We start from the raw sequence: 19277 nt of genomic DNA on the forward strand, positions 1-19277 counted from the left end.
ATTTTGGCCATGGCCTTTTTCACTTTCCGCACGGCGCTCCCACGTGGCTGACTCTTTCCTGCCCACCCTGCTTTCCGTCCTCCTCGTCGGCTTTCTCGGCGGCACCCACTGCATCGGCATGTGCGGCGGCATCGTCGGCGCCCTGTCCCTGGGGCAGGCCGGAGGCAGCCGCTGGTCCCTGCATCTGGCCTACAACCTGGGGCGTATCGCCAGCTACGGCCTGGCCGGCCTCCTGGCGGGGGCCGTCGGCGCGGCCGGCGCCCACCTGGGAGAGCAATGGTCCCTGCGCCTGGTGCTCTACGTGCTGGCCAACCTGATGCTGGTGGCCCTGGGCCTCTATCTGCTCGGTGCCACCCAGGCCCTGGCGTGGACCGAGCGGGCAGGCCAGGGCCTGTGGCGCCGTCTGCAGCCCTTTTCCAAACGTTTTCTGCCCGCCCGCAGCCCGACCCAGGCCTTTCCCCTGGGCTTGCTGTGGGGCTGGCTGCCCTGCGGTCTGGTATACAGTGTGCTGACCACCGCCCTGGTGAGCGGCAGCGCCGCCCGGGGCGGCGCGGTGATGCTGGCCTTCGGCCTGGGCACCCTGCCCAATCTGCTGCTGGCCGGCCTCCTGGCGGCGCGGCTGAAGGATTTCGTGCGGCGCCCCTGGGTGCGCGGCATCGCCGGGCTGAGCGTGCTCGGCTTCGGCCTGTGGGGCCTGCTGGGCGCCTGGCGTCTGGCCCATAACATCTAGAAATGCTGAGGAGCAGACGATGCTGAATTTCCTGCTGGCGGTCGATGGTTCCGCTTGTTCCCTGCGGGCCGTGGATCACCTGATCTCCCGCCTCTCCTGGTACCGGGAAGTGCCAACGGTGCACCTGCTCTACGTGCATCCGCCCATTCCCGACGGCCGGGTGCAGCGCCACCTGGGCCACGAAACCCTGGAGCGCTACTACCGGGAGGACAGCGTGGAACGCCTGGAGGCGGCCGAGGCCAAGCTCAAGGCCGCCGGGGTGGCCTACCAGCGGCACATCCACGTGGGCCAGCCGGGGGCCGTCATCGCCCATCAGGCCGCTGAACTGGGGGCCGACCTGGTGCTGCTCGGCAGCCACGGCTGGAGCGCCATCGCCGGGGCCGTCATGGGCTCGGTGGCCACCCGGGTGGTGCATGAAACCACGGTGCCTGTCCTGCTGGTGAAATAGGCGGCAGGCCGTCTGCCAGCGCAGCCGGCCTGATCCCCGGCATGAGCGGGCGGGGAGGAGGTCTGCGTCCATCCCCGCGCAACAAAGAAACCCCTGGCCGTGCCGGCGGTCTGTAACCATGGGGTTTGAGCCCCTCTGTTACTGGCGGCTAAGGGCGCCTGCGCCCATAATTAGCCATTGCTAATGTTTCTTGCCGAGTTGCCCGTGTCCCAGTCCCCTGCCGCTCCTTCATCCTCCCGCCTCGACCTGCCCATTGCCGGCATGACCTGCGCCGCCTGTTCGGCCCGCATCGAGAAAGTGCTCAACCGCCTGCCCGGCGTGGAAGCCAGCGTAAATCTGGCGGCGGAGCGGGCCAGCGTCGCTTTGAGCGGCGAGGAAACCACGCCCCAGAAGGTGGTGGAAGCCATCGAGAAGGCCGGTTTTTCCGTGCCGCCGGCCACGGTGGAACTGGAACTCACCGGCATGACCTGCGCCGCCTGCGCGGCCCGCATCGAGAAGGTGCTGAACCGTCTGCCCGGCGTCGAAGGGGCGGTGAACCTGGCCGCCGAGCGGGCCCGTATCCGCTACGTGCCGGGTCTGGTGGATACGGTCCGGCTGATCAGCGCCGTGGAAAAGGCCGGCTTCGGCGCCCGGGTGGCCAGCGATACCACCCGGGAAGAGGAAAAGGCCCGCAAGGCCGCCCTCTACGCCGCCGAGAAGCGGCGCTTCTTCATTTCCGCCCTGCTCACCCTGCCCCTGGTGGCCCAGATGGTCACCATGTTCGGCCCAGCGCCGGAACATGGCGTCGGCGGCCATAGCGACCTGCTGCCCCGCTGGCTGCAACTGCTGCTGGCCACCCCGGTGCAGTTCTGGATCGGCTGGCGCTTCTACGACGGCGCCTACAAGGCCCTGCGCGGCGGTGGCGCCAACATGGACGTGCTGGTGGCCCTGGGCACCACCATGGCCTACGTCTTTTCCCTGGTGGTGACCCTCTTCGGGCTGGAGCACCAGCACGTCTATTTCGAGGCTTCCGCCGCCGTCATCACCCTGGTGCTGCTGGGCAAGCTGCTGGAGGCCCGGGCCAAGGCCAAGACCACTGCCGCCCTGGAAGCACTGGTGCGCCTGCAGCCCAAGACCGCCCGGGTCGAACGCAATGGTGAACTGGTGGAGCTGGACGTGGCCCTGCTCATTCCCGGCGACGTCTTCATCGTCCGCCCCGGCGAAGCGGTGCCGGTGGATGGGGAGGTGATCGAGGGCGCTTCCAGCGTCAATGAAGCCATGCTCACCGGCGAGTCCATGCCTGTGGGCAAGCAGGCGGGCGACGGTGTCTTCGCCGCCACCAGCAACGGCCAGGGTATGCTGCGCTGCCGTGCCACCGGGGTCGGCGAACACACCCTGCTGGCCGGCATCATCCGCCTGGTGGCCGAGGCCCAGGGCTCCAAGGCCCCGGTGCAGCGGCTGGCCGACCAGATTTCCGCCATTTTCGTGCCGGTGGTCTGCGCCATCGCCCTGGTCACCTTCGGTCTGTGGTGGTGGCTGGGGGGCGATTTCACTACCGCCCTGGTCAATGCGGTGGCGGTGCTGGTCATCGCCTGCCCCTGCGCCCTGGGCCTGGCCACGCCCACCGCCATCATGGTGGGCACCGGCCGGGGCGCCGCCGCCGGCATCCTGGTGAAGAATGCGGAAGCCCTGGAGCGGGCGGAAAAATTGAAGGTGCTGGCGGTGGACAAGACCGGCACCCTGACCCGGGGCGAGCCGGCGGTGACCGACATCGTCGCCCTGGGCGCCAGCGAAGACGAGGTGCTGGCCCTGGCGGCGGCCCTGGAGCAGGGCTCGGAACATCCCCTGGCACGGGCCGTGCTGGCCGAACAGAAAGCCCGGGGGCTGGCGATGCAGGCGGTGAGCGGCTTTGCCGCCGTGGCCGGCCACGGGGTGGAAGGGACGGTGTCCTCCCGGGCCCTGCTGCTGGGCAGCCCGTCCTGGGCGGCGGAGCGGGGCGCATCGGTGGAGAATGGCGTCCTTGCGGCCTTGCAGGGGCAAGGCAAGACGGTGGTGGTGCTGGCCGAACAGCAGGCCGGTGGCAGCGTGGCCCTGGGCCTGATCGCCATCGCCGATCCCCTGCGGGAGAGTTCCAAGGCCGCGGTGGCGCGCTTGCAGGCCCTGGGCGTGGAAGTGGTGATGCTCACCGGCGACAACCGGGCCACGGCAGCGGCCATTGCCGCCCAGGCCGGCATCGCCCGTTTCGAGGCGGAAGTGCTGCCCGGCGACAAGGCGGCGGCAGTGCAGAAACTGAAACAGGGCGGCCGTCTGGTGGCCATGGCCGGCGACGGCATCAACGACGCCCCGGCCCTGGCCGCGGCGGATGTCAGCTTCGCCATGGGCGCCGGTTCCGACGCCGCCGTGGAGGCCGCCGACCTGACCCTGGTGAAAAGCGACCTCATGGGTGTGGCCCACGCCATTGCGCTTTCCCGGGCCACCCTGTCGAAGATCCGGCAGAACCTTTTCTTCGCCTTCATCTACAACGTGCTGGGCATTCCCCTGGCCGCCTTCGGCCTGCTCAACCCGGTGGTGGCGGGCGCCGCCATGGCCTTGAGTTCGGTGTCGGTGGTGAGCAATTCCCTGCTGCTGCGGCGCTGGTTGCCGAAATAAGGGCGTTAGCCCCAGAGGACACAGAGTTCACCGAGGGTTCTTTGTCGTTGCTGATGTGGGTTCTGCGTCGACCTCCGGCCTGGAAGGCGCCGATGGTTTTAAACTCTGTGTTCTCTGTGCCCTCTGTGGCCAAGTTTTTTTAAGTGAGGATTCCATGGCAACAACAACCATCCCCGTCGGCGGCATGAGCTGCCAGAAATGTGTGGCTTCCCTTACCGGCGTGCTGTCCAAGCTGCCCGGGGTGGAAAAGGCCGAAGTGCTGCTGGAGCCGGGCCAGGCCACCGTCACCTACGATCCGGCCCAGGTGGGCGAGGCCCGCCTGCGGGAAGCGGTGGAGGATGCGGGCTTCGACGCCCTGTAAGGCGCTTGCGGCGGGTGCGATTGTCCGGCAAGAAAAAAGCCCCGGGTTGAGGCCCGGGGCTTTTCTTTTGGGGAGTGCCGCGTCAACGGTCGCAACGTCTGAGGGCGGCTTCCAGCCACGCTTCATCCAGTTCGCCGGTGCGGCGGGCGCAAGGACGCCGCTCCCGGTCCAGGACCACGGTGTGGGGTAGGGCGCCGCTGGGGTTGCCGAAGCGGGACAGCAGCCCCCGGGGGGTGCTGGGGGCGTGCAGCAGGAGAACGGGCGGTGTCGGGTGCAGGGGGCCGGCGGCGGTCTCGGACCGTTGCTGCACCGCGACGGCCACCACTCGGATTTGGGGGTGGTGCCGGGCGGTCTGCTCCAGAAGGGGCATCTCCCGCACACAGGGCGGACAGTCGGAGCGCCAGAAATTGACGACGCTGACCTGGGGTGGCTGGGCGGAAAGACGGACAAAACCGTCCTCACCGCCCAGCTCGAAGTCCAGGGGAGTATCGCTGGGCGCCGCGCCGGCTATGCCTGCCAGGGTACCCAGCAGGAGTGCCGCGCAACTCCGCTGACGGACCGCTGGCGTCACAGGCTCAGCTTGATGCCGGCGTAGACGTAGCGGCCCCGGTTGGGCCCCCAGATCTGGGTGACGTCGATGCCGCCGTTACCGTCCACCCACAGCATGCTTTCGTGGTCGGACTGCTTGAAGTCGAACAGGTTGTCCACGCCGACGAAGGTGGCCACCCGCTTGTTGAAACGGTATTCGGCGCGCACATCGCTGACCCAGTAGCTGGGGGACTGGTCCATTTTCCGGGTACCGTCGAAGTTGTAGCGCGGGTTGTTCTCGTAGTCGTAAAAGCGCTTCAGGTCCATGGGGCCGGTCCAGGTAGAGCGGGCAAACAGGGTCCAGCCGCCGATATCCCAGTCGGCCCGCAGATAGACGCGTTCTTCGGGCCGGGCAAAGGCCAGGGTGCCGGGGTCGAAGGCGTAGCGGAACATTTCGGCGCCGGCCGTCAGGTCCAGGGTGGGCAGGGCCTTGTAGGTGGCGGTGAAATCCAGGCCCTTCACCGTCACCGGGTTGCGGGCCGAGGTGAACAGGGTGATGGGCTGGCCGGCCCCGTTGACCTGGTCCGGGTCCAGCATGGCCATGTTCTTGATACGGTTCCAGTTGAAGCCGCCGGTCCATGCCCAGCGGTCGTCGGAGAAGGCCAGCGTGTAGGAGAGATTGTGGGAAATCTCCGGCTCGCTGATATTTCGCACGACGGCCACGGTGTTGAGGATGCCGTGGTCCTGCTCAAAGAAGGAGGTGGGGGCGCGGAAGCCCTTGCCCACGGCGATGCGGCTGTTGAGGTGGTCCGTGTGGTGGTAGAGCAGATTGAGGCGGGGGCTGACGATGCTGCCGAATTCGTTGTGCTTGTCGAAGCGTACCGAACCGTTGGCTTCCAGCTTGCCGTCCATGAAGGGGTGGTAGGCCTGCACAAAGACACCGGGGGTCCGGTACTTGTAGTTGTCAATACCGTCGTTGGGCGTGGTGCCGCCGTTGCCCATGCCGGTGCTCTTCAGGTCTTCGTAGCGGTAGTTGGCGCCCAGGGTCAGCAGGGTGTCACCGAAGGGTTGCTGGTAGCTGGCCTCGTAATAGGTCTGGGTCTGCTCGGCCTTGTAGATGTCGGTCTCGTAGAAGGAGTCCTGCTTGTGCTTGGCGTAGCCGAAGGCCAGGCGCAGCTTGCCAGCGCCCAGGGCGCGCTCGCCGCTGGCGACGAACTGGTTGCGCTCGGTGAAGATGATTTCGCTCATGCTGCCAAGGCCGCCGGTGTAGGGAACGACCAGGCCTGTGGCCGGATTGATCCAGCCGCTGCTGCTGGGGGAGGCGTTCTTGCCCTGGCTCCAGTCGAAGGGATTGCCGCTGGCGCTGGACTTTATGCCTGCATAGTTGCTGCCCATGGCGCCGCCGCCCCGCTTTTCGTCCACCACGTCAAGGCGGGCCTTGACCCGGAAGCCGCCGACGTCGTCGGCGAACCAGCCCAGGCCGACCAGGTCACGCTTGAAGCCGGTGTACTCGGAAATCCGGTTGCCGTCCCCATCCACCGAGTCGTGTTCATTGTGGTTGTAGGAGAGCGTCAGAGCCTGGCTGCCGAGATTTTTCGCTAGGTAGGCATCGGTGCGGTGGCTGCCGTAGTCGCCGATGGTCTGGGTCAGCTCGGCCTGGTCTTCCCGGGGACGCTTGGTCACCAGGTTGACCACCCCGGCCAGAGCCTCCGGGGCAATCAGGCTGGCGCCGGCGCCGCGGGAGACGTCGATGCGCTCCAGCCCGTACAAGCCCACCGAATCGAGGCCGTAGGCCGAAGAAACGGAGGAGAAAATGGGAATGCCGTCAATCATCAGGGTTGTGAAGCGGCCGGGTAGGTTGTTCAGCACCACATTACGCACGTTGCAGATGGAGCATTCCGTCTGGACGGAAATGCCCGGCTGCTTGTCCAGGGCTTCAGTCAGCATGGAGGCGCCGGTGCGTTCGATGCTGCTGACGGACAGGCTTTCGGTGGCGATGATTTCATCGCGCAGCAGGGCCTTGGCCGGCTTTTCGGACTGGGCGCCGACGGCGACCTCGCCCAGGGTCTTGTCCGCCGCCAGCGCGGGGACGGCATTGAAACAGAGGGCTGCCAGGGCGGCAGCCAAGGGGGTGGGGGAAAAACGGACGACAGTAGACATGACAAACGCTCCCGAGTGGAACCTGATTGATGGCTGGCTTCCCGCAAGGGTGGCTGGCTGCTTGGCTGTTGGAAATGGGCTGGGCCGGCGGGGGCCGGCCGGGCGTCAAGCCAGGGGCGGGGAGCGGTTGCGGGGGCGGTTGCTGGTGGTGAGGGGCGTCGGGGGACGCCGGGTAGGTACAAGCGGGTTGGCGTGTACCGCCGTATCCAGCACCGGGACCAATCCAGGGAGAACCTGGTCCAGGTCGGCGATCTGCAGGCAGGTGCCGCAGTGATGGTCGATGGCCCCCGGCGTGGGGTGGGAACCGTGACCGAAGGGGAGGTTGGCCAGGGGGATTTCGCCCTGCCGGAAGTGCTGGTACTCGAGCTGGTGGATCAGTCCCCGTTGCAGGGCGAACAGCAGCAGGAAGGCAAGGAGGATCAGCAGCCAGGGGCTGGGGCTTGCGCTCTGGCCCGGCTGCCGGAATTTCATGGCGTCGCTTCTACCCAGATGCGATGGGCGATCTCGTGTTCCAGGGCTAGTTCTACCTGTTCGCAGAGGACCACGGTGAGGGGCTGCTGGCGCAGTACCTGGATGGCGTGGGGCGGCACCAGGCCGTAGGCGTGGAGCTGTTCGGCCAGCACTGCGGGGATGTCCGCATCGAAGTGGGCCAGGTTGGCCCGGGTGCCTTTGGGGATGCCGGTGAGGCGCAGGGCTTCGTGGGTGGCGGGGCTCATGCGAACAGTCTCAGCAGGTGGTTGAGGATGCCGCCGATGAGGAAGGCGGTGGGAATGATCAGGGCCAGCAGCACCACGGCCACCTTCAGGCCCTGTTCCTTGACGATCATCATGACGCTGGCGATGCAGGGCACGAACAGGGTGATGGTGACCATGCCGACCACGGCCTGGATGGCCGAGAGGTGCTCGGTCATGGCGAACAGGCCGGTGGCGCCGAAGTCCCGCCGCAGGAAGCCCATGACGAAGGCGGCGCTGGCCTCCTTGGGCAGGCCCAGCCAGCCGGAGACCAGGGGCTCGCCGGCCTCGATGATGGCCGGCAGGGCGCCGATCTTGTCCAGGGCGAACATGAGGAAGGTGCCGATGAGGAAGAGGGGAATCACCTCCACCAGATACCACTTCAGGCGGCCGCCGGTCTTCTTCAGCACATTGCCCAGCACCGGCCAGCGCAGGGGCGGCAGCTCGGTCATGAGGGGAATGCGCTTGCCCGGGATGAGGCGGGAGGCGAGCCAGCCGGAACTGAGCAGCACCACCAGGATGCACACGGCCCAGGTCAGCAGGGCGCCGAAGGAAACGCCGCCGAGGAGACCCAGCACCACGCCCAGCTGGGCCGAACAGGGGATGGCCAGGGCCAGCAGGAAGGTGGTGATGAGACGCTCCCGCGGCGTGGCCAGGATGCGGGTGGTGAGGGTGGCCATGGTGACGCAGCCCAGGCCCAGCACCATGGGCAGCACGGCCTTGCCGTTGAGGCCGATGGCGGCGAAGGTGCGGTTGGCGATGACCGTCAGGCGCGGCAGGTAGCCCGAATCCTCGAGGATGCCGAAGGCGAAGAAGAAGGTGGTGACGATGGGCAGGATGAGGGCCAGGGCGTAGGTCATGCCCATGGTCCACAGGCCGTACTCGCCCACCAGCAGTTCGACGATCCAGGGGATGGAGACGTGGTTCTGCACCAGCTCGGTGAAGGCCGGATTGAGGACGCCGCCGAAGAAGTCCTCCTCGAACAGGCCCACCAGGGTGCTGGCGCCGAAGACGCCGACGAACTCATAGAGCAGGAACAGCACGCCCAGCAGGATGGGCCAGCCCCACACCGGATGCACCGCCAGCTGGCCGGCGGTGAGGGGTTTGCCGCTGGCCGGCTTCTTTCCTTCCCGGGCCACGGTGCGGGTGAGGGCCTCGGCGGCCCGGCCCCGTTCGCCGGAAAGGAGGGCGGCCAGGGGCTGGCCGGTGAATTCCCCTTCCAGGTTCAGGCGCAGGGCGGCGAGGAGGGCGGCGGTCTTGGGGAAGTGCTGGTCGAGCCAGGCTTCCAGTTCCGGGTCGTGGCCCAGGTAGAGGATGGCCAGGCCCCGGGCCGAGAGGTGGGCATGGGGGACGTCGCTGGCGAACTGGGCGGCGAGGCGGCCGATGGCGCTTTCCACGGCGTCGTCGTAGCAGAGCAGAGGCTCGGGCCGGGCCGCCTTGGCGAGGGCGGCCTCCAGGGCGCCGACGCCTTCGTTGCGGGTGGCGACGCCGCTGATGACGGGAATGCCCAGGGCTTCGGCCAGCAGCTTGTCATCGACGCCGATGCCCCGCTGTTCGGCCTCGTCGGCCATGTTCAGCATCAGCACCATGGGCACCCCCAGGTCCGCCAGCAGGGCGGTGAGGGTCAGGGTGCGGCGCAGGTTCTTGGCGTCGCCCACCTGTACCAGGCAGTTCAGGTTTTCCTGCAGCAGGGCCCGCAGGGTGGCCCGCTCGTCGTCGCTGCGGGAGGGCAGGGAGAGCACCCCCGGGGTGTCCAGCACCTGCTGTTCCTTGTGGATTTTCAGGGTGGCCCGGGAGACTTCCACCGTGGTGCCCGGATAGTTGGACACATTGACGTAGGTGCCGGTGAGGCGGTGGAAGAGGACGGACTTGCCGACGTTGGGGTGGCCTACCAGGGCCACCACCAGGCCGGCGGGGGCGGCGGCCGCTGCTTCGTTGTCGGCCAGGGGGGAAGGACGGGTGCTTTCTGCGGAGGTTTCCATCGGCTGCCTGGGGTGGGTGGCTGGGAGGCGGGGCTTCAGTGCCGGGGAGCGGGGTGCGCTGCGGCGGTCTGGGCAGGGCTGCGCTCCAGGGGCCCCAGGGTCAGCCCGAGAAGGAGTACCAGGGAGGCGGCAAGGACGGAACGCAGCATGGAAGACACCCGAAAGGTGGCCGCCAGAATGTGGAGAACGGAGCGGCAACGGTGCTAATGATAACTTATCTCATTTGAGTTTGACAGTTGAGATTGCAGGCGAGGCCGCCAGCACGAAATCCCAGCCGTCCGGGAGGAGGGCTGGGAGCCAGTAAGAGCGCGCCTTTTCAGGCGGTCAGAGCGGCCGGGTCCGGGGCGCCTACCAGACGAAGAAGACCACGTACCAGACCGCGCCGATCAAGGCCGGGGCCAGGGTATAGATGGAGAAGGCCGCCACGCGCCGGCCCCAGGCCGGGGTGGTCTGCAGCACCAGGCGCAGCCCCAGCCACAGGGCGAAGCCGATGCCCAGGGCGAGGATGGCGATGCGGGCATCCGGCACCCAGGGCAGGATCACCCGTTCGCCCTTGAGCTGGCTCAGGGTGAGCATGGAAAGACCGAGGAAGACGTTGGCCCCGGCCAGGGGCACCAGGCCCAGGGCCAGGCGCCGCCAGGGCAGCTGGGGGCTGGCGACGATGCGGCTGGCCAGGGCGATGACGCCGAGCAGGGCCAGGGCAATGGCGCAGCCGCCGCCCAGGATGTAGGCCAGGATGCACAGGCCGTCGAGCCAGGTGAAGACGTCGCCCACCTCCGGGTAGTGGGTGAGCAGCCACCAGGGGGCGTTGTCCTGCAGCAGGAGGAAGGAGTCGTGGTCGATGAGCCAGTTGGCTGCGGCGGTCTTCAGGGCCACGAACCAGGGGCTGACGGTCCACTGGAAGGCGGCGGTGGCGATACCGAGGACGCCGAAGAGCAGGGTCATGGCCTCGCCGGTGTGGATCTGCTCCGCCTTGCTGGCGAGGATTTCCGCGTCGGGGCGGCGGGGCGACAGCTGCACCGCTTCCCGGTGGCCGGCGCAGCGGCCGCAGGCATGGCAGTCGGAGGCTCCGGTCATGCGCCGGATGTCCACCAGGGGGGCGCAATTGACGGGCTGGGCCGGCGCCGCGGCCGTGTCCCAGGCGGCCCGGTCCACCCGGAAGTGCACCGGGGCGACCTTGGCCAGGAGGGAAAAAACGCCGGAGGCAGGACACAGGTGGCGGCACCACACCCGCTTGCCCTTGCCGTAGAGCAGGCCCACCGCCACGGCGGCGACGGAAGAGCCGCCCAGCACCAGCAGGGCGGCCTTGGGGTATTCATAGACGCTGACCAGCTGGCCGAAGACGGTGGTGCACACGAAGGCGACGAAGGGCCAGCCGCCCCACTTGAGCCAGCGCGGGATGGGCAGGTTGAGGCCGCGCCAGCTGACCCATTCGGTGAGGGTGCCCTCGGGGCAGAAGACGCCGCACCAGAGGCGGCCCATGAACAGCATGGAAACCATGACGAAGGGCCACCAGATGCCCCAGAAGAGGAACTGGGCGAAGAGGGTGAGGTTGTCCAGGATGCTGGAGCCTTCCGGTGGCAGGGGCAGGAAGGCGGGGGTGATGACCAGGCCGAAATAGAAAACCACCACCGCCCACTGGATGGCGCGGATGGTGGCTCCATGTTTCTGCATGCCCCGGCCGCAGGCCTGCAGCAGGCCGGCGATGGGACCCTGCCGCTGCGTTGCGGCAGCGGCGGGCAGGGGACGCTTCAAGGTGCTGCTGTGGGCTGGCATGAATCGGCTCGCACGGATGATGGGTTGAGAGTGAAGGAGCGCAGCCGCAGGGCGACGTAGCCCCAGTACAGGGCATAGGCCAGCAGCAGCATGGCGGTGGGCTGGGCCCGGTAGCCGGCGAAGGTGGACAGCACCTGGCCGAGGCCGCTGCCGTCGTCGAGGACGGCGGAGGTGTCCCACACCAGGTCCATCAGGGTGGGCAGCCAGTCCATGCCGATCAGGCGATCCACGGCGGCGCCGAGGAGGGAGCCGGCCGTCACCAGCAGCACCACCTCGCTGACGCGGAAGACGGTGCGATAGGAGAAGAAGCGGGCGCCCCGGGCCACGGCCCAGGCGGTGAGGCCGGCGATGACAAAGCCCAGGGCGGCCATGCCGTAGAGGCCGAGCAGCTCGCTGCCCTGGCGCTCCGCCGCCATGCCGTAGAGGAAGACCACGGTCTCCATGCCTTCCCGGCCGATGGCCAGGGCCGCCACCAGGGCCACGCCGAGGCGGCCGCCGGTTTCCGCGGCGCGGCTGGCGCCGGCTTCCAGCTCCCGTTTCATGGAGGCGCCGTGGCGGCGCATCCACATCACCATCTGGGTCATCAGCACACAGGCCAGCAGCAGCATGCCGATCTGGAACAGTTCCAGGGACTCGCCGTCGAGCCAGGTCTGGGCGCCGTAGGCGAGAAAGGCCAGGGCCAGGGCCAGCAGGGTGCCACCACCGACGCCGCTCCACAGGGTGCGGCGCAGGCGGGAGGCGTCCTCCTGGCGGGCGATCCAGGCCAGCAGCACGCCGACCACCAGCATCGCTTCCAGGCTTTCGCGCCAGACGACAATCAGGGCATTGAGCATGGTTGTCCTCTTACTTGGCGATCAGCAGGCACTCGGCGGTATCCGGATGGAACTCGCCGAAGATGCGGTAGGTGCCCGGTTGCAGCGGCTGCACCACGACGAAGGAACTGGCGCCGGGGGCCAGCACCTTCTCCATGCGGGGCTGGGTGCTCTCGAACTCCTCCGGGCCGGGGCCCTCGTTGCGGAAGATGATCTTGAACTTGGTCCCGGCCGGCACTTCCAGGCGGTTGGGGATGAGCTTTCCATCCTTGGCCACGATCTGGAAGGAAGGCAGCTCCGCCGCCGCGGCCGGCGCCGGCCCGACGAACAGGGCGGCGCACAGTAGCAGGGCGGGTACCACGAGGGAAGACAGGCGCATGGCGGCTCCTTAGAAGGTCAGCTGGGCACGCATGCCGAGCACCTTGATGGCCTTGGCCGTGGCGTCGCCGCCGGGCCGTCCCAGGTACTGCAGGTCGGGAGACAGCTCGAACTGCTTGTTGATGCGGTAGCGGTAATAGACTTCGGCCACGCGCTCGGCGCCGCTGGCGTTGAAGTTGTAGTCCGGAATGCCGTCGCCGTCCGCGTCCACGAAGGCCGATTCGCCGGAAAATTCCTTGCTGGTGCGCAGCAGGCCAAAGGCCAGGCCGAGGGAGTCGCCGCCCCGATCCCAGTAGGAACCGCCCAGTTCGGCGCCCAGAGTGAGGGCCTTGTCGAAACGCACGTTGCCGGAGATCTGCTGGCCGTAGCGGCCGAACACCGTGACCGCATCGCCGATGCGCTGGTCGGCGGAAACGCCCAGGCCGGAATGGGATTCCTGGATGCCGGCGAAGGACACCGCCTGGCCGTTGCGCCAGTAGTAGGCCCGGTAGTTGCCGGTGAGGCCGCCGAAGAACTTGCGCTGGGTCTCCATCTGGGCGATGACCATGGGCGAGCTGAAGGAGCGGGTGTAGGTGGAGCCGTTGGCGCCGGCACCGAAGACGCCGAGGGAGAAGCGCCAGGTTTCGGGCTTCTGGGTCTCGTTGTAGTAGGAGACGCGGAAGCCGGGGGAGAAGCCGTTGGCGTCCACCCCGATGTCGCCGCCCGCATCCAGCAGCGGGTTATGCACGAAGACGGTGTTGAGGAACTGGCGGGTTTCGTCGTTGGCGGCCGCGTTCTGGTCGAAGAAGACGAAGGGGTCCATCTTGCCGAAGTTGATCTCCAGCTTTTCCCGGGAGCGGGGCTTGTAGCCGCCGAAAGGCAGGGGAATGGTGGCCTGGTACCAGGCCTGGCCCAACACGGCCACGGAGTCGTCCGGATTGCCGCTCTGCACGCGGAAGGCGCTGGCGTTGGGCTTGGCGTAGGAACTCATGCCGTTGAGGCCCTGGCCCTGACCGAGGCGGAACTGGGCGAAGATGTGGCTTTCGGTATCGCCGATATTGGCCAGGGGCAGGGTGACGAAGACGTCGCCCCGGTAGTTGAGCTGGCTGTTGCCGTTGCTGTCGCCGCTGGGCACGCCGGACGGCCGCTGGGCCACGGTGGTGAGGCTGATGCCGGCGGTGATGCCGTCCAGGGATTCCACCGTGCGGGCGGCCTTGAGCATGTCGAGGGACTGGAATTCCACGGCCTTCAGGCGGGCGGTGATTTCCGGCTCGTACTGGCTGATGTCGTCGCTGTCCAGACCCTTGGTGATGCGGGCGTTCTGCTCTTCCAGGGTCTTGATGCGCTGTTCCAGGGCCGGGGAGGCTTTCGTCGCCGGGGCAGCCTGGGCCTGCTTTTCCAGTTCCGCGTTGCGCTTTTCCAGCTTCTCCAGGCGCTCGTTCATCTTTTCCAGCAGCTTCAGCAGTTCAGCCTGGCTGCCGGCGGCCTGGGGGGCGGCGAAGGCCGGCGCGCTGCCGGCGATCAGGGCCGCCGTCAGCAGCGCCAGGGGGCGCGGCCGAAGGAGGTTGGTGGTGGCAGCCATGGCTTAGTACCCGCCTTTTTTGCCGATGCCGACGAAGGTGAATTCGTTTTCCACTTCGAAGGGCTTGAACCAGGGGCGCACACCGGTGAGACGGTCGGTATGGCGGCCGAAATGGGCGTGCTTGTTTTCGGTGGGCGGCAGGATGGTGTACTTCACCTTGTACTTGCCCGGGCCGAAGAGCTTGATGTTGTCGCCGTAGTGGGGGCCGTCGTTGGCCACCATGGCCATGAATTCGCCAGAGGTCTTCTGGTCGGAGCCGATCTTGGAAACTTCGTACTTCACCACCAGGTAGGGAATCCAGTGGCCTTCCTCGAAGCCGTTGGGGTTGTTGGCCAGGGCCCGGATGTCGGCCTCGATGTGGATGTCGGATTCCTCGGCCTTGCGCATCATGCCGTCCGGCTCCATGTTCACCGCCTGCAGATAGACGGCGGAAATCTCCATGCCGTAGCGCTGCTGGGGCGTGCCGATGGGGTATTCCACGGCGTTGGCGGAGAAGGACCAGGCAGCAGCGAGGGCTACCAGGGTACGGGCGAAGGGAAGGCGGATGGAAGGCATGACTAGGCTCCTGAGCGGTAATAGGCGGATGTTTTTGGGATACCGCTTTGGCGCGGCTTAATAACAATCTAAGTAAGAATGATTCTCGTGTCAATTATTCGCGTACGTCAGTTTTGCGACAGGTTTCTGACGAATGCTGCAATGCAAGAACTGGCGGGCTCCGGCGTCGGATCAGGCCATGCCGGGAGATGCCCCGGGGAGGCAACTAGTTCTTTGGTGCTATTGCAATGCAAATGAGAGTTGTTATTATTTGCGATATGCCGTTCAGGCCGTGAGGGCGAAAACGACTCCGGCCTGTCCCGAATCCCGTCATTCCGCTCCATTCTTCCGAGGGGCGAGGAGGTGCCACCATGATTCCCTTCAAGCAGAAACATGAACCCGTCAATTTGCCGGAACTGGGCGAGGCCGCCCTGCCGGAGCCGGCTGCGGCGGCTCCCGTCCCCAGCGCCGGCTCCCGTCGCAAGCGCCTGTGGGAACTGAAGCACCAGCACCACTGCCCGGTGATCGGCACCTGCCTGCCCCTGGACCTGCTGCGGCGCCTGGCAGCCCGGGCCAAGATACTCGGTCCCAACATGTCCGACTTCTCCCTGCATACCCAGGCCGTGGGCTTTGCCGAGCAGCGCAATCCCTTTGCCGAGCTGATGCAGCAGGAACTGGAGCGGCGCTACAACCTCGCCATCCAGCGCTTCCGCTCGGCCCGGGATGGGGATGCCATCTACCGCCTGTGGCGGGAGGCGGTGGCCTCGGGCCAGGTGGCGGACGCCCTGTGGGCTGCCTGGACCCATCCCCGTTGCGATACGGAGACGGCCCAGCGCATCTACGGCGACATCCACATGCTGTCCCACCAGGCCGGCGCCGCCCACCAGGCGGATGTGAACCGGCTGAAGCAGCTGGAGGCGGAAAACGCCGCCCTCAAAGCCGAACTGCAAGCCCAGCGGGAGAAGGGCGGCCAGCGCCTGGCGGAGAAGATCCAGGAGGCCGAACTCCTGAAGCGCCAGCTGGCGGAGATGGAAGTCTTTGCCTGCGAGCGGGAGGCCCTGGCGGTGCGGGTGGTGGAACTGGAGGCCCGCTGCCGCGAACTGGAAGGGGCCGACGGCGGCCAGAAGGCCCGGGCCGACGCCCTGGCCCTGCGCCTGGTGTCGGCGGAGGATCGCACCAATGCCGCCGAGGCCCGGGTGCGGGACCTGACCCGCCAGCTGGAGGAATCCCGCCGCGATCTGGTGGCGGCCGAGCAGGCCATGGAATCCTGGCTGCTGCTGGACGGCGCGCCGGAAGGCGATGCCTGCGCCCTCTCCACCGCCTGCGGCCGGGAATGCGCCAGCGGCAAGGACGGCGCCGAGGCCGCCGTGCCGCGCCTGGAAGGGCGCAGCGTGCTTTGCGTCGGCGGCCGGCCCGGCCTGGTGGAAACCTACCGTCGGCTGGTGGAGCGGCTGGGCGGTCGCTTCGCCCACCACGACGGCGGCCTGGAGGACAATCCCCGCTTCCTCGACGGGGTGCTGTCCGCCGCTGATGCGGTCATCTGCCAGGCCGGCTGCATCAGCCATGGCGCCTACTGGAAGCTGAAGGACCACTGCAAGCGCACCGGCAAGCCCTGCGTCTATCTCAAGGGGGCCGGTGTTTCCAGCTTCGTGCGCGGTATTTCCGAGGTGGCGGAAGGAGCAGTGGAGTAGTTCCCCTGCTGCCTGAGCGGCAGGGATTTACGTTTTTTGACCTGCATCATATTGAGATCAATTCTCAACAAAGTACAGTGCGGACTTCGATCAACCCGCCGCGATCCAGCCAGCGACAGCAATGCCAGCCAGGCGCGGGGATTCCTTCCGGAGCCCGTCCATGTCAACGCTGTCATCCCTTGTCGCTGTTTCTTCCCCGTTGCGTCAGCGCCCACCTTTCGCCCTGCATCTGCTGGCCCTGAGCCTGGCCTCGGGCTTTGCCTGGGGCGCCGATAACCCCGCTTCATCCGAATCCGCCCTGTCCACCGTCAGCGTCACCGCCAAGGGCTATGCCGCCGACGAACTGGAAACGCCCCTCAGCACCGTCTCCCTCGATCGGGAGGAAATCGTCCGCCGCGGCGCCAACAATCCGGGGGAACTGCTGCGCGGCGAACCCGGCATCGCCGTGGCCAGCGACGGCGCCCAGGGCCAGAACCCGGTACTACGGGGCCTGAAGAAGGAAAGCGTGGTGCTGCTGGTGGACGGCATCCGCCTCAACTCGGCCCAGCCCCAGGGGGCCATCGCCTCCTTCATGTCCCTCGGCCTGGCGGAGCGGGTGGAGGTGGTGAAGGGCCCCTCCTCCGTGCTCTACGGCAGCGGTGCACTGGGCGGCGTGGTCAATGTGCGCCTGCCCCAGGCCCAGTTCAAGGCCGGCACCAGCGGTTCCGCCATGGCCTCCTGGGACAGCGCCAGCAACGGCCTGCGGGCCACCGGTGTGGTCAATTTCTCCGCCGGCGACCATGCCCTGATGCTCGGCACCTCCAGCGCCCGCATCGGCGACTACCGCTCCCCCGACGGCAAGGTGGCCAAGACCGGCTACGATTCCGACAGCCTCATCGGCCAGTACCGCTTCCGCATCGACGGCGCCCAGCAGCTGCGCCTCTCCGTCCAGGAGCATACGGACGAGGACGTGTGGTATCCCGGCTCCACCAAGGCGGCCGCCAACCCCATCAAATCCACCACCATCTATTCGCCCAAGCAGAGCCGCCGCCTCATGGAAGCGGGCTATTCCCGCCAGGGCTCGGGCGAGGCGCCGCTGAACCTGGACTTCCGCGTCTACCGCCAGGAGATGGAGCGGCAGATCTACTCCTGGGCCAGCGGCATCCAGCGCAACAACGCCGAGACCAAGGTCTCCTTCGTCACCGAGGGCTGGGATGCCAAGGCCGACTGGCTGGTCCATCCCCAGCACCTGCTTTCCTTCGGCCTCAACGCCTGGGAGATGGAGGCTTCCCCCAACCGGCATCTGTACCAGGCCGGCAACATGGTGGCCAACAACCCCTTCGCCGATGGCCGTATCGAATCCCTGGGGGCCTACCTGCAGGACGACATGCGCTTCGGCAAGCTCAACGTGCTGGCCGGCCTGCGCCACGACACGGTCAAGGGCAGCGCCGCCTCCATGAACAACGGGGCGATCAAGAACGGCCTTTCCCGCAGCGACAGCGCCACCTCCGGCAGCCTCGGCGCGGTCTATGAAGCGGCGCCCCTGCTGCGGCCCTATGCCAACCTCTCCCGCGCCTTCCGCGCCGGCGAGATGCGGGAACGCTACGAGTCCTCGCCCCGGGGCGACGGCTACTACTACGTCGGCAATCCCCAGATCAAGCCGGAAGAGGCCACCCAGTTCGAGCTGGGCCTGAAGGGTGCCAGCGCCGACTTCAACTACCACCTGGCGGCCTACCGCAACAGCATCGACAACTACATCACCGGCCAGCCCACCGGCACCTTCATCAGCGGCCTGCCGGTGAAGGCCACGGTGAACCTGGGCCGGGCCGTCATCGCCGGGGTCGAGGCCTCCGCCCGCTGGCAGGTGCGGCCGGGGCAATGGCTGAACGCCGGTTATTCCCGCCTGCGGGGCGAGAACAAGGACCTGGACGAGCCCCTCTTCCAGATGCCGGCGGACGAACTCTCCCTCGGCTGGGACGGCGCCGTTGCCCAGGGCTGGCGTGCCGACGTCACCCTGCGCCTGGTGGCCCGCCAGGACCGCATAGCCACCCTCTTCAGCCGCGGCAGCGAAAACGCCACCGCCGGCTTTGCCACCGCTGACCTGGGCGCCACCTACCGCTGGTCCCGGCAGAGCTTCCGCGTCGCCCTGAAGAACCTGGCCGACAAGCGCTACCACGAACACCTGGCCGAAGGCGTCAGCGGCAACGAAATTCTGGCCCCCGGCCGTTCCCTCGTTCTCACCTGGAAAGGAGACTTCTGATGCAATTACGCCCCTCCGCCCTGGTCCTGCTGCTGGCCGCCCTGGCCGGCGGCCCGGCCGCGGCCCACGACCACGACGCTGGCAGCGGCAGCGACCAGCGCCAGGTGATCCGGCTGACGCCGGCGGAAAAACATTTCCTGCTTTCGGAAATGCGGGGCTTCGTTGCCATCACCCAGAAGATCATCAGCGCCGCCACCGCCAACGACATGGCGGCGGTGGCCGAGGCCGCCCGGGTGGGCGGTCTCAAGGCGCACCAGAAGGACTTCGCCAACCCGGACAGCCTGGTGCACGGCATCCGCAAGAAGGCGCCCCAGGCCTTCTTCCCCCTGGGCCGGGAGACCCACATCAACTTCGACCGCATCGCCGAACTGGCCACCGAACTGAAGGACCGGGACGTGGTGCTCAACACCCTGGCCGACAACCTCAACAACTGCATCGCCTGCCACAGCGCCTACCGGGTGGAAGAAGCCCACTAGACGCCTCGTCTGCCCTAAAAGATGATGGGGAGACCGCTGCCGGCTAGGCCGGCGGCGGTGCGGCGGTTAGTGTCAGTTGATGCCGAAGCGTATGGCCGGCAAGGGGCTGAGGCTCCTTGCCCCGGCTTTTCTCCCGCTGAAATCCCGACGGGGATTCCGACGGGAATTGTGGGACAACCTCCGGAAAGGCACGTTGCCAGCCGCCCCCAATGGGCGCATCATTGTTAATGATTCTCATTTGT

General features: G+C 67.4%; 17 protein-coding genes. 7 read left to right on the forward strand and 10 right to left on the reverse strand.

Features of this window, described 5'->3' with window-relative positions; all coding sequences use genetic code 11:
* Positions 1–43 precede the first annotated feature (43 nt).
* The 4 genes from AZSP09_RS16685 to AZSP09_RS16700 all read left to right on the forward strand — a co-directional run bounded on the left by AZSP09_RS16685 (position 44) and on the right by AZSP09_RS16700 (position 4167).
* Positions 44–730 carry a sulfite exporter TauE/SafE family protein gene (locus tag AZSP09_RS16685; RefSeq protein ID WP_172974783.1) on the forward strand — a complete coding sequence of 229 codons (687 nt, stop codon included), beginning with the start codon at positions 44–46 and terminating at the stop codon, positions 728–730.
* Positions 731–749: 19 nt separating this feature from the next.
* A complete protein-coding gene (locus tag AZSP09_RS16690; RefSeq protein ID WP_014236735.1) occupies positions 750–1178 on the forward strand; it encodes a universal stress protein in 429 nt (142 codons plus the stop codon).
* Between the two features lie 183 nt (positions 1179–1361).
* Entirely contained in the window at positions 1362–3806 is a 2445-nt protein-coding gene (locus tag AZSP09_RS16695) for a heavy metal translocating P-type ATPase (RefSeq protein ID WP_152090676.1), read from the forward strand.
* Positions 3807–3960: 154 nt separating this feature from the next.
* The gene (locus AZSP09_RS16700; protein ID WP_014236737.1) at positions 3961–4167 is read left to right on the forward strand and encodes a heavy-metal-associated domain-containing protein; all 207 of its coding nucleotides are present in this window, start codon (positions 3961–3963) and stop codon (positions 4165–4167) included.
* An 82-nt stretch (positions 4168–4249) separates the two neighbouring features.
* Here AZSP09_RS16700 and AZSP09_RS16705 read toward each other — a convergent pair whose 3' ends face one another.
* The 10 genes from AZSP09_RS16705 to AZSP09_RS16750 form a co-directional block, all read right to left on the reverse strand.
* Positions 4250–4738, reverse strand: a complete 489-nt coding sequence (locus AZSP09_RS16705) for a TlpA family protein disulfide reductase (protein WP_172974784.1) — start codon at positions 4736–4738, stop codon at positions 4250–4252.
* Positions 4735–6855: a TonB-dependent receptor plug domain-containing protein gene (locus tag AZSP09_RS16710; protein ID WP_152090678.1), complete on the reverse strand. Its 2121-nt coding sequence runs from the start codon at positions 6853–6855 to the stop codon at positions 4735–4737. The genes AZSP09_RS16705 and AZSP09_RS16710 overlap by 4 nt, the downstream gene beginning before the upstream one ends.
* Before the next feature lie 105 nt (positions 6856–6960).
* Positions 6961–7326, reverse strand: a complete 366-nt coding sequence (locus AZSP09_RS16715; protein ID WP_152090679.1) for a hypothetical protein — start codon at positions 7324–7326, stop codon at positions 6961–6963.
* A complete protein-coding gene (locus AZSP09_RS16720; RefSeq protein WP_152090680.1) occupies positions 7323–7571 on the reverse strand; it encodes a ferrous iron transport protein A in 249 nt (82 codons plus the stop codon). The genes AZSP09_RS16715 and AZSP09_RS16720 overlap by 4 nt, the downstream gene beginning before the upstream one ends.
* A complete protein-coding gene (feoB, locus tag AZSP09_RS16725) occupies positions 7568–9568 on the reverse strand; it encodes a ferrous iron transport protein B (RefSeq protein WP_014236739.1) in 2001 nt (666 codons plus the stop codon). Before feoB ends, AZSP09_RS16720 begins: the two co-directional genes overlap by 4 nt.
* A gap of 348 nt (positions 9569–9916) precedes the next feature.
* A complete protein-coding gene (locus AZSP09_RS16730) occupies positions 9917–11344 on the reverse strand; it encodes a 4Fe-4S binding protein (RefSeq protein ID WP_152090681.1) in 1428 nt (475 codons plus the stop codon).
* Entirely contained in the window at positions 11320–12177 is an 858-nt protein-coding gene (locus AZSP09_RS16735) for an FTR1 family iron permease (protein ID WP_152090682.1), read from the reverse strand. Before AZSP09_RS16735 ends, AZSP09_RS16730 begins: the two co-directional genes overlap by 25 nt.
* Before the next feature lie 10 nt (positions 12178–12187).
* On the reverse strand, positions 12188–12535 hold the full coding sequence (locus AZSP09_RS16740; RefSeq protein ID WP_014236742.1) for a cupredoxin domain-containing protein: 348 nt from the start codon (positions 12533–12535) through the stop codon (positions 12188–12190).
* Positions 12536–12544: 9 nt separating this feature from the next.
* Complete coding sequence (locus AZSP09_RS16745; protein ID WP_152090683.1) at positions 12545–14095, reverse strand: carbohydrate porin; 1551 nt, start codon at positions 14093–14095, stop codon at positions 12545–12547.
* Positions 14096–14098: 3 nt separating this feature from the next.
* On the reverse strand, positions 14099–14650 hold the full coding sequence (locus AZSP09_RS16750) for an iron transporter (protein ID WP_130460020.1): 552 nt from the start codon (positions 14648–14650) through the stop codon (positions 14099–14101).
* Between the two features lie 350 nt (positions 14651–15000).
* On the opposite strand from AZSP09_RS16750, the gene AZSP09_RS16755 reads away from it, so the two are divergent.
* From AZSP09_RS16755 to AZSP09_RS16765, 3 genes are all read left to right on the forward strand, one after another.
* Positions 15001–16320 (forward strand): DUF2325 domain-containing protein, encoded by a 1320-nt coding sequence (locus AZSP09_RS16755; RefSeq protein ID WP_152090684.1) that lies wholly within the window; start codon positions 15001–15003, stop codon positions 16318–16320.
* A gap of 160 nt (positions 16321–16480) precedes the next feature.
* Positions 16481–18559 (forward strand): TonB-dependent receptor, encoded by a 2079-nt coding sequence (locus AZSP09_RS16760; RefSeq protein WP_152090685.1) that lies wholly within the window; start codon positions 16481–16483, stop codon positions 18557–18559.
* Positions 18559–19035 (forward strand): hypothetical protein, encoded by a 477-nt coding sequence (locus AZSP09_RS16765; protein ID WP_130460017.1) that lies wholly within the window; start codon positions 18559–18561, stop codon positions 19033–19035. The genes AZSP09_RS16760 and AZSP09_RS16765 overlap by 1 nt, the downstream gene beginning before the upstream one ends.
* Positions 19036–19277 lie beyond the last annotated feature (242 nt).

Origin of the sequence: Azospira sp. I09, from assembly GCF_009177135.1 — a bacterium.
GTDB lineage: Bacteria > Pseudomonadota > Gammaproteobacteria > Burkholderiales > Rhodocyclaceae > Azospira > Azospira oryzae.

Excerpts from the sequence above, each read along its gene's own strand:
- AZSP09_RS16690 (WP_014236735.1), top strand. The coding sequence starts at position 750 with ATGCTGAATTTCCTGCTGGCGGTCGATGGTTCCGCTTGTTCCCTGCGG.
- AZSP09_RS16695 (WP_152090676.1), top strand. The coding sequence starts at position 1,362 with ATGTTTCTTGCCGAGTTGCCCGTGTCCCAGTCCCCTGCCGCTCCTTCA.
- AZSP09_RS16700 (WP_014236737.1), top strand. The coding sequence starts at position 3,961 with ATGGCAACAACAACCATCCCCGTCGGCGGCATGAGCTGCCAGAAATGT.
- AZSP09_RS16710 (WP_152090678.1), bottom strand. The coding sequence starts at position 6,855 with ATGTCTACTGTCGTCCGTTTTTCCCCCACCCCCTTGGCTGCCGCCCTG.
- AZSP09_RS16715 (WP_152090679.1), bottom strand. The coding sequence starts at position 7,326 with ATGAAATTCCGGCAGCCGGGCCAGAGCGCAAGCCCCAGCCCCTGGCTG.
- AZSP09_RS16720 (WP_152090680.1), bottom strand. The coding sequence starts at position 7,571 with ATGAGCCCCGCCACCCACGAAGCCCTGCGCCTCACCGGCATCCCCAAA.
- feoB (WP_014236739.1), bottom strand. The coding sequence starts at position 9,568 with ATGGAAACCTCCGCAGAAAGCACCCGTCCTTCCCCCCTGGCCGACAAC.
- AZSP09_RS16730 (WP_152090681.1), bottom strand. The coding sequence starts at position 11,344 with ATGCCAGCCCACAGCAGCACCTTGAAGCGTCCCCTGCCCGCCGCTGCC.
- AZSP09_RS16735 (WP_152090682.1), bottom strand. The coding sequence starts at position 12,177 with ATGCTCAATGCCCTGATTGTCGTCTGGCGCGAAAGCCTGGAAGCGATG.
- AZSP09_RS16740 (WP_014236742.1), bottom strand. The coding sequence starts at position 12,535 with ATGCGCCTGTCTTCCCTCGTGGTACCCGCCCTGCTACTGTGCGCCGCC.
- AZSP09_RS16745 (WP_152090683.1), bottom strand. The coding sequence starts at position 14,095 with ATGGCTGCCACCACCAACCTCCTTCGGCCGCGCCCCCTGGCGCTGCTG.
- AZSP09_RS16750 (WP_130460020.1), bottom strand. The coding sequence starts at position 14,650 with ATGCCTTCCATCCGCCTTCCCTTCGCCCGTACCCTGGTAGCCCTCGCT.
- AZSP09_RS16755 (WP_152090684.1), top strand. The coding sequence starts at position 15,001 with ATGATTCCCTTCAAGCAGAAACATGAACCCGTCAATTTGCCGGAACTG.
- AZSP09_RS16760 (WP_152090685.1), top strand. The coding sequence starts at position 16,481 with ATGTCAACGCTGTCATCCCTTGTCGCTGTTTCTTCCCCGTTGCGTCAG.
- AZSP09_RS16765 (WP_130460017.1), top strand. The coding sequence starts at position 18,559 with ATGCAATTACGCCCCTCCGCCCTGGTCCTGCTGCTGGCCGCCCTGGCC.